The sequence below is a fragment of the Methylibium sp. genome, assembly GCF_013817365.1.
Classification (GTDB): Bacteria; Pseudomonadota; Gammaproteobacteria; order Burkholderiales; family Burkholderiaceae_C; genus Methylibium.
The window spans coordinates 1-7,195 of sequence record NZ_JACDCU010000199.1 but is presented as its reverse complement, the minus strand read 5'-3'; the positions used below and the strand labels follow the sequence as shown (position 1 = coordinate 7,195).

Genomic DNA, 7,195 nt, shown 5'->3' with positions numbered 1-7,195 from the left:
TGACTTGAAGAGAAAGCTCATGCGCTACATCCGCAAGTACAACGAACAACCCAAGCCCGTGAAGTGGAAGTACTTCGATCCAACACGGCGAATTACTCCCGATTCAATCGTTACGGCCCACTAGTGGTGGTCGGCAGGAAGGCCTGCAGGGCGCGGCGGCTCGCCGGATGGTCGCGGTCGAGCGCCAGCAACCTCGGCCCCGGCCCGGCTCGAGTTGCCTGCAGCGCCGCAGGCGCCGCGCCGACCACCACCATCACGTCGATGCTGCGCTCGACCAGCAGCTGCTGCAGCGCCGCTTGCGGCTCCTGTTCCTGCGTCCGGGACGGCGCGAGCGGCTTGCCGAACAGACGCTCGTAAACCGAGGCGACCGTGAGCCCGCCGGCGCTTTGCGCAGGGCCGATGTTGATCCGGCGGCCCTCGATTTCGTGGATGAAACGCAGCGGCGAATCGTCGGCCACCAGAAAAGAGATGGCATCGGTGTGCAGCGGCGCGACGATCTCGAGCGCCAGCGGTTCAGGCGCGTTGCGCGCGGCCTGCAAGGCGTCGTAGCGAACGATCGCCAAGCGGGCCGCGCCGCCCGGGCCGGCCAGCGAGGTGGCCCAATGGACCGACGGCAACACGCCGACCTCGATGCCGGCGGCCGGCGCCATGGCGCGTGCCAGCTCGCCCGCCAGGCGCCGATCCGTCACGGCGCCGAAGTCGGTGGCGATCTCGAGCCGGGGCCGCCCCGGCGCAGCGATTCGCGTGCTTTCGACGGCAGGCGGTGCGACCGGCGCGGCAGCGATGGGCGGCGAAGGTGGTGCCGCGGGCTCGAAGGGCGCGGCGCGGCTGTCGTCTTCGGGCGGCGTCGGTGCAGGCGGTGTCGGTGCAAGCGGCTCGGCCCGCGGGGGGGCTGGTTCGGCAACCGGCGCAGCCGTTGGTGAACCGGCAACTTCAAGGTCCCGCACGCTGTCCTGCTCGCGAGAAGGATCGATGAAGAACAAGACGCCGGCCAAGGCAGCCGGCACGGCGATCCATTGCAACCAGCGTCGACCGTCAAGTCGCGGCGCAGTCGCGGCGTCTGCGTGCGGTACGGTCCCTGGGGAATCGAAAAGAGGATCCGGCGCACTCTCGTCGGCCGCAGCAGGCTCCGGCGCGGCGGCTGCAGCCCGGGCGGAAAGCGTCCCGCTGGCAGCAACGACCGGCATCGTTGCGTTCTGCGATATCGGTGCGACGCTCGGCGGCGATTCAGGCGCAGCAGGCTGTTCGCCGCGATGCAGCGGGCTGCGTTCGCCAAGACCTTGCTCGCCGGGATGCGGTCGGCCCAGCCGGCGGAAGCCCGGCTTGCGGCTTTCAGCGAACGGATTCGCGGTCGCCACGGGCAGGGCGCCGGCAGCGTCGGCACGCGCGGGTGCCAGTTCGAGCCGGTGAGGATCGAAGCCCGGAATGCGGCGGCACAAGCGGGCCATCAGCGGTTCGGCGTCGTCGCGCAGGGCAACCAGAAAGTTGACATGCAAATCGGGCCGATTGACCGATTGCACCAGCTCGTCGGCGAAGACGCGCAGGTCGGGGCGCTGTGCGGCGCCGGCCAGGCACTCCTCGAACCGATCGAGGATGACCAGCAGGCGCACGCCGCGCGGCTGGGTCCAGGCGGCCAGCGTCTGGGCCATGCCGAGCGGGGACGGTGCCGTGGCAGGTGGCATTGCCAGCGCCTGGCGCACAACCGCTTGCAAGCTCGCCCAGGGCGGCGCTTGCCAGCCGTCGAAGAAAACACCGACCTCTCGCTGAAGACCGCCTGCCGGTGCCGCGCCGCCGATTCGGATTGCGCGTGAAAGAGGCTCGACCGCGCGCACCGCTCGTTCAGCTTCGGCCGCAGCCTCGACCAGCGGGCGGTCGAGGAGCGGCAGTACGCCCGCGGTGAGAAGCGCGGTCTTGCCCACGCCGGCGCCGCCGTAGAGCACGGTCAGCCGTGACGAACGCAGCGTGCCGGCGAGCAAGACAGCCTGTTCGTCGTCGGCGTTGTTTTTCGCGGTGCGAGCACTGGGCCAGCGTGCACTGATCGTCACGGCAAGATCCGGTTTTGGGGTTCAGATTCGGTACAGCGTCCCTACTGACTACGGCACGGCTCGCGCTGTGGATGCAGGCGGGCAAGTCAGCGTGCGGTGCCGTGCGGCGCGTTGGCGATCACGGGGCGGATGCGGTCTGCTCAGGGCAAACGGCGTTCCACGGCCCTGAAGTGCATGGCTCCCGCCACACGGGCTCTACGCTCGAGGGTCGGCTGCACTGTGGCGGCCGCTACAGCGGCGCTGGTCGGCGGCGAAGCCGCGTCAGGCGGCCGCGTTCGAGGCGTCGATCGACTCGCCGACTTCGAGCCAGCGGGCCTCGAGGGTCGCGATCTCCCCTTCGAGCAGCTTCAGCTCGCGGCCCTGTTCGGCGCGCGAGGCGGGTTGTAGCGCCGGGTCGGCCAAACGAGCCGCGACGGCATCGCGCAGCGCCGACGCCTTTGCCATTCGCGCCTCGATCGTCGCCAGCTCCTGACGAAGCGGGCGGGCCTGGTCTGCCGCCTTCTGGCGTTGTTGCGCCTGCGCCTTGCGGTCGTCGCGTCGCCGGGCGGGATCGCCGCTCGTGGCAGGCGAAGACGAAGGCACCGGCGCCGGTGGGGGTGCCGCGACCAGCGCCGGCGCTCGCAACGCAGCGCTCGCTGCTCCGCCCGACGAAGCGCCGGCCCGCTGAGCTTGCGCGTAGGCCTTGGCCTGCTCGCGCGACTGCTCGAGCAGCCAGCGCTGGTAGTCGTCGAGGTCCCCGTCGAACTCCTGGATGCCGCCGGCCGTGACCAGCCAGAACTCGTCGCACACCTCGCGCAGCAACGCGCGGTCGTGGCTGACCAGCATGACCGTGCCCTCGAACTCGTTGAGCGCCATCGACAGCGCCTCGCGGGTGGTGAGGTCGAGGTGGTTGGTCGGCTCGTCGAGCAGCAGCAAATTGGGGCGCTGCCAGACCAGCATGGCCAGCACCAGCCGGGCCTTCTCGCCGCCCGAGAGGGAGCCGACCTGCTGGTGGACCATGTCGCCGGTGAAGCGGAACTGGCCGAGGAAGTTGCGCAGCTCCTGCTCGCGCGCGTTCGGCGAGACCTGCTTCGCAAGCCGGATCATGTGCTCCATAGGCCCGCTATCGGGCGTGAGCAGGTCCATCTCCTGCTGCGCGAAATAGCCGATCGCCAGGCCCTTGCCCTCGGTGACGCTGCCGCTCAGCGCCGGCTGCATGCGCGCCAAGGTCTTCACCAGTGTCGACTTGCCTTGGCCGTTGGCACCGAGGATGCCAATGCGCTGGCCGGGCATCACCGAGCGGTTGATGTCACGAACGATGGTGATGGGCTCGGCACCGGTCACTCGATAGCCGCAGGCCATCTCCCGCATCGCCAGCATCGGGTTGGGCAAGTTCGCGGGTTCCTTGAACTCGAAGCTGAAGTCCGCCGAGGTCAGCACCGGCGCGATCTTCTCCATGCGCTCGAGCGCCTTCACGCGGCTTTGCGCCTGCTTGGCCTTGCTGGCCTTGGCTTTGAAACGGTCGATGAAGCGCTGCAGCTGCGCCACCTTGTCCTGCTGCCGGCCGAAGGCGGCCTGCTGCTGGTTCATGCGCTCGGCGCGCATCAGCTCGAAGGCGCTGTAGTTGCCGCCGTAGCGGGTGAGCTGGGCTTCGTCGAGATGCAGGGTGACCTTGGTGATCGCGTCGAGGAACTCGCGGTCGTGGCTAATCACGAGCATGGTGCCCTCGTAGCGCTGCAGCCAGGCTTCGAGCCAGACCAGGGCATCGAGGTCGAGATGGTTGGTGGGCTCGTCGAGCAGTAGCAGGTCGCTCGGGCACATCAGCGCGCGGGCGAGCTGCAGGCGCATGCGCCAGCCGCCGGAGAAGCTGTTGACGGGCGCGTCTAGCTGCCCGCTCTTGAAACCCAGGCCGAGCATCAGCGCCTGAGCGCGCGGGCGGGCGTCGAAGGCGCCCACTTCGGCGAGCAGCGCATGCGCGTCGCCGATGGCGTGGCCGTCGTCGGCTTCTTCGGCGGCCGCCAGCGCGGCATTGGCTTCGGTCAGGCGCGTGTCGCCGTCGAGCACGAAGTCGGTGGCCGGCTGATCGGTCTCGGGCATGTGCTGCACCACCTCGGCCATGCGCCAGCGCGGCGGCATGCTGAAGTCGCCGGCGTCGGCGCCGAGCTTGCCGGTCATTAGCGCGAACAGCGAAGATTTGCCGGCGCCGTTGCGCCCGACCAGCCCGATCTTTTCGCCGGGATTGAGGGTGACGCTGGCACCGGCCAGCACGACCTTGGGGCCGCGTCGCAGGATGAGGTTGCGTAGGGTGATCATGAGGGCGCGCAGCATACGCGATCGATGTTGCGCATCGGCCTGCGCGGGCATCGGCGGGATGCTTCGCTCGCCCGTTCCGCCATCGGGCCGGCATGAGAACGGCGCAATGCGCCGAGCGCTTCAGCGGCCTGAGGTAAGCGCTGCAAGCGCCGACGCGAGCGCTTCCCGGAGGATCAGCACGACTTGATCGCCGCCGGCGCTGGTTTCGAGCCAGGCCACTTCCAGCGTCGGAAACGCACGCTCGAAATGCGCGCGCTCGTTGCCGATCTCGAGCACGAGCACGGCGTGCACAGTCATGCACGCGGGCGCATCCCGCAGCAGCGTGCGGATGAAGTCCATGCCGTCTTCGCCGCCCGCCAGTGCCAGTGCCGGCTCGGCGCGGTACTCGGCAGGGAGCGCGGCCATCGCGGCGGCATTGACGTAAGGCGGGTTGCACAAGATCAGGTCGTAGGGGCCGCGCACGCCATGCAGGCCATCGGACTCGACCAGCGAAACGCGCTCGGACACCCCGTGGCGCTCGACATTGATGCGGGCCACGGCCAGCGCGTCGGCCGACAGGTCGGCGGCATCGACCGTGACGTCGGAATACGCCATCGCTGCCAGCACCGCGAGACTGCCGTTGCCGGTGCACAGGTCGAGCACGCGGTGCGTGTGCGCGCCGAGCCAGGCGTCGAGCGTACCGTTGCCATCGAGGTCGACCAGCAGCTCGGCAATGAAGCTGCGTGGCACGATGGCGCGCTCGTCGACGTAGAAGGGCACGCCTTGCAGCCAGGCCTCGCGGGTCAGGTAGGCGGCCGGCTGTCGCAGGGTGATGCGGCGCTCGATCAGCGCGGCGATCGTCGCGGTTTCGTCGCTCGTCAGTTCGCGATCAGCCTGCGCGTCGAGCGCATCCGGCCTCAGCCCGATCGCCCATTGCGCGAGCCACGCCGCCTCGTCGAAGGCGTTGTCGGTGCCATGCCCGAACGAGACGCCCGCTTCGACCAAGCGGGCACCTTGCGCTTCGATCGCCTCGATCAGCTTCAAGACACGTAGCGCTCCAGCGTCTTGCGGTAGATGTCTTTCAGCGGTTCGATGTCGGCCACCGCCACGTGTTCGTCGATCTGGTGGATGCTGGCGTTGACCGGCCCGCACTCCACCACCTGAGCGCAGATCTGCGCAATGAAGCGGCCGTCGGAAGTGCCGCCTGTCGTCGACAGTTCGGTCTCGCGGCCGGTGACGTCACGGATCGCGGCGCTCAGGGCCTGCGTCAGGTCGCCGGGCGCCGTGAGGAAAGGCCGGCCTCCCACGGTCCAGGCCAGCGTGTGCTCGACGCCGTGGCGGCTCAGCACTTCGAGCAGTCGCGACTGCAGCGACTCGGGCGTCGATTCGGTCGAGAAGCGAAAGTTGAAATCGACGACCGCCTCGCCCGGGATGACATTGCTCGCCCCGGTGCCGGCGTGCAGGTTGGAAACCTGCCAGGAGGTCGGCGGGAAATGCGCATTGCCCTCGTCCCAACGCATCGCGGCCAACTCGGCCAGCGCCGGCGCCAGCGCATGGATCGGGTTCTTCGCGAGCTGCGGGTAGGCGATGTGCCCCTGCACGCCCAAGACTACCAACCGGCCGGAGAGGGATCCACGCCGGCCGTTCTTGATCATGTCGCCGACGGCGATGACGGAGGTCGGCTCACCGACGATGCAGGCATCGAGCCGCTCACCGCGCTCGCGCAACCACTGCACCACGCGGGTGGTGCCGTCGAGCGCCGGGCCTTCCTCGTCGCTGGTGATCAGGAAGCCGATCGAGCCGGCGTGCTCCGGCTGCGCCGCGACGAACTCTTCCACGGCCACGACCATGCAAGCGATCGAGGTCTTCATGTCGGCGGCGCCGCGGCCATAGAGCCGGCCGTTGCGGTGTGTCGGCACGAAGGGGTCGCTGGCCCACTGCGCCAGCGGGCCGGTCGGGACGACGTCGGTGTGACCGGCAAAGGCCAGCAGGCGGCCGCTGCGGCCTGCGCTGCCGCGCCGTACCGCCCACAGATTGCTCACCCGAAAATCGACCGGGCCGCTTTCGATGCTGTGCCACTCGAAACCCAGCGCAACCAGTCGCTCGGCGATCAAGGCCTGGCAGCCGCCGTCCTCGGGCGTCAGAGAGCGGCGCGCGATCAGCTGCTCGGCGAGGCGCACTGCACGGCCGGCGGCGGGAGCTTCTTGCTGCATGTCCATTCAGTCCTTGGCGGCCAGCAGCCGAAATCGGCGGCCCGCCTTCATGCCGTCGAGGGCGGCACCGCGTGGTTCAAAGCGCGCCGAAGTTGGTGCGCCGGTCGTCGGGCCGGACTTCGAGCGTGATCTCGGTGAAGGACGGGCCTTCGTCCTTTTCTTCCTTCTTCGGCACCAGCTTGGACTGTGCCGTGGTGTCGTTCTGCAGCCGCCACATCAGGTTGGTCGGCGAGTCGGCATACGACAGGCCTTCGTCGCGCGTGATCGAGCCGTCGCGGACCATGCGCGCCAGTTCGAACTCGAAGGTTTGCGAACCTTCCGCGAGCGACTGCTCCATGGCTTCCTTGACCGCCGAGAAATCACCCTGCGCAATCAGGTCGGCGATGAGCTTGGTGTTCAGCAGCACCTCGACCGCCGGACGCCGCCCGCCCGCCGTCATGCGCACCAGGCGCTGCGAAACCACCGCCTTGAGCGCCGAGGCCAGGTCATTGAGCAGGGCCGGGCGCGCTTCCGGCGTGTAGAAGCTCAGGATGCGCCCAAGTGCGTGGTAGCTGTTGTTGGCGTGCAGGGTCGAGACCACCAGGTGGCCCGACAGCGCATAGGAAATCGCCGCGGTCATCGTCTCGCGGTCCCGGATCTCGCCGATCTGGATGCAGTCCGGCGCCT

At 69.0% G+C, this 7,195-nt stretch carries 5 protein-coding genes and 1 pseudogene; 1 reads left to right on the top strand and 5 read right to left on the bottom strand.

All coding sequences use genetic code 11. From position 1 onward, the window contains the following. A pseudogene (locus tag H0W38_RS12820) lies at positions 1 to 124 on the top strand (IS630 family transposase); the annotation flags it as partial. Here the strand turns inward: H0W38_RS12820 and H0W38_RS12815 are convergent. The 5 genes from H0W38_RS12815 to H0W38_RS12795 all read right to left on the bottom strand — a co-directional run. Then, a complete protein-coding gene (locus H0W38_RS12815) occupies positions 111 to 2,045 on the bottom strand; it encodes a TAXI family TRAP transporter solute-binding subunit (RefSeq protein WP_292454583.1) in 1,935 nt (644 codons plus the stop codon). The pseudogene H0W38_RS12820 and the gene H0W38_RS12815 sit on opposite strands and share 14 nt — an antisense overlap. 261 nt (positions 2,046 to 2,306) lie before the next feature. After that, positions 2,307 to 4,337, bottom strand: a complete 2,031-nt coding sequence (locus H0W38_RS12810) for an ABC-F family ATP-binding cassette domain-containing protein (protein WP_292454581.1) — start codon at positions 4,335 to 4,337, stop codon at positions 2,307 to 2,309. 120 nt (positions 4,338 to 4,457) lie between these two features. Further along, entirely contained in the window at positions 4,458 to 5,360 is a 903-nt protein-coding gene (gene prmB / locus H0W38_RS12805; protein WP_292454580.1) for a 50S ribosomal protein L3 N(5)-glutamine methyltransferase, read from the bottom strand. Next, positions 5,357 to 6,529, bottom strand: a complete 1,173-nt coding sequence (dapE, locus tag H0W38_RS12800; protein ID WP_292454576.1) for a succinyl-diaminopimelate desuccinylase — start codon at positions 6,527 to 6,529, stop codon at positions 5,357 to 5,359. Before dapE ends, prmB begins: the two co-directional genes overlap by 4 nt. 76 nt (positions 6,530 to 6,605) lie before the next feature. Then, on the bottom strand, positions 6,606 to 7,195 hold a 590-nt coding region (locus H0W38_RS12795; RefSeq protein ID WP_292454575.1), incomplete at its 5' end, for an ATPase, T2SS/T4P/T4SS family.

Bases quoted from the DNA above. Each gene is read 5' to 3' on its own strand.
- H0W38_RS12810 (WP_292454581.1), bottom strand. From the start codon at position 4,337: ATGATCACCCTACGCAACCTCATCCTGCGACGCGGCCCCAAGGTCGTG.
- dapE (WP_292454576.1), bottom strand. From the start codon at position 6,529: ATGCAGCAAGAAGCTCCCGCCGCCGGCCGTGCAGTGCGCCTCGCCGAG.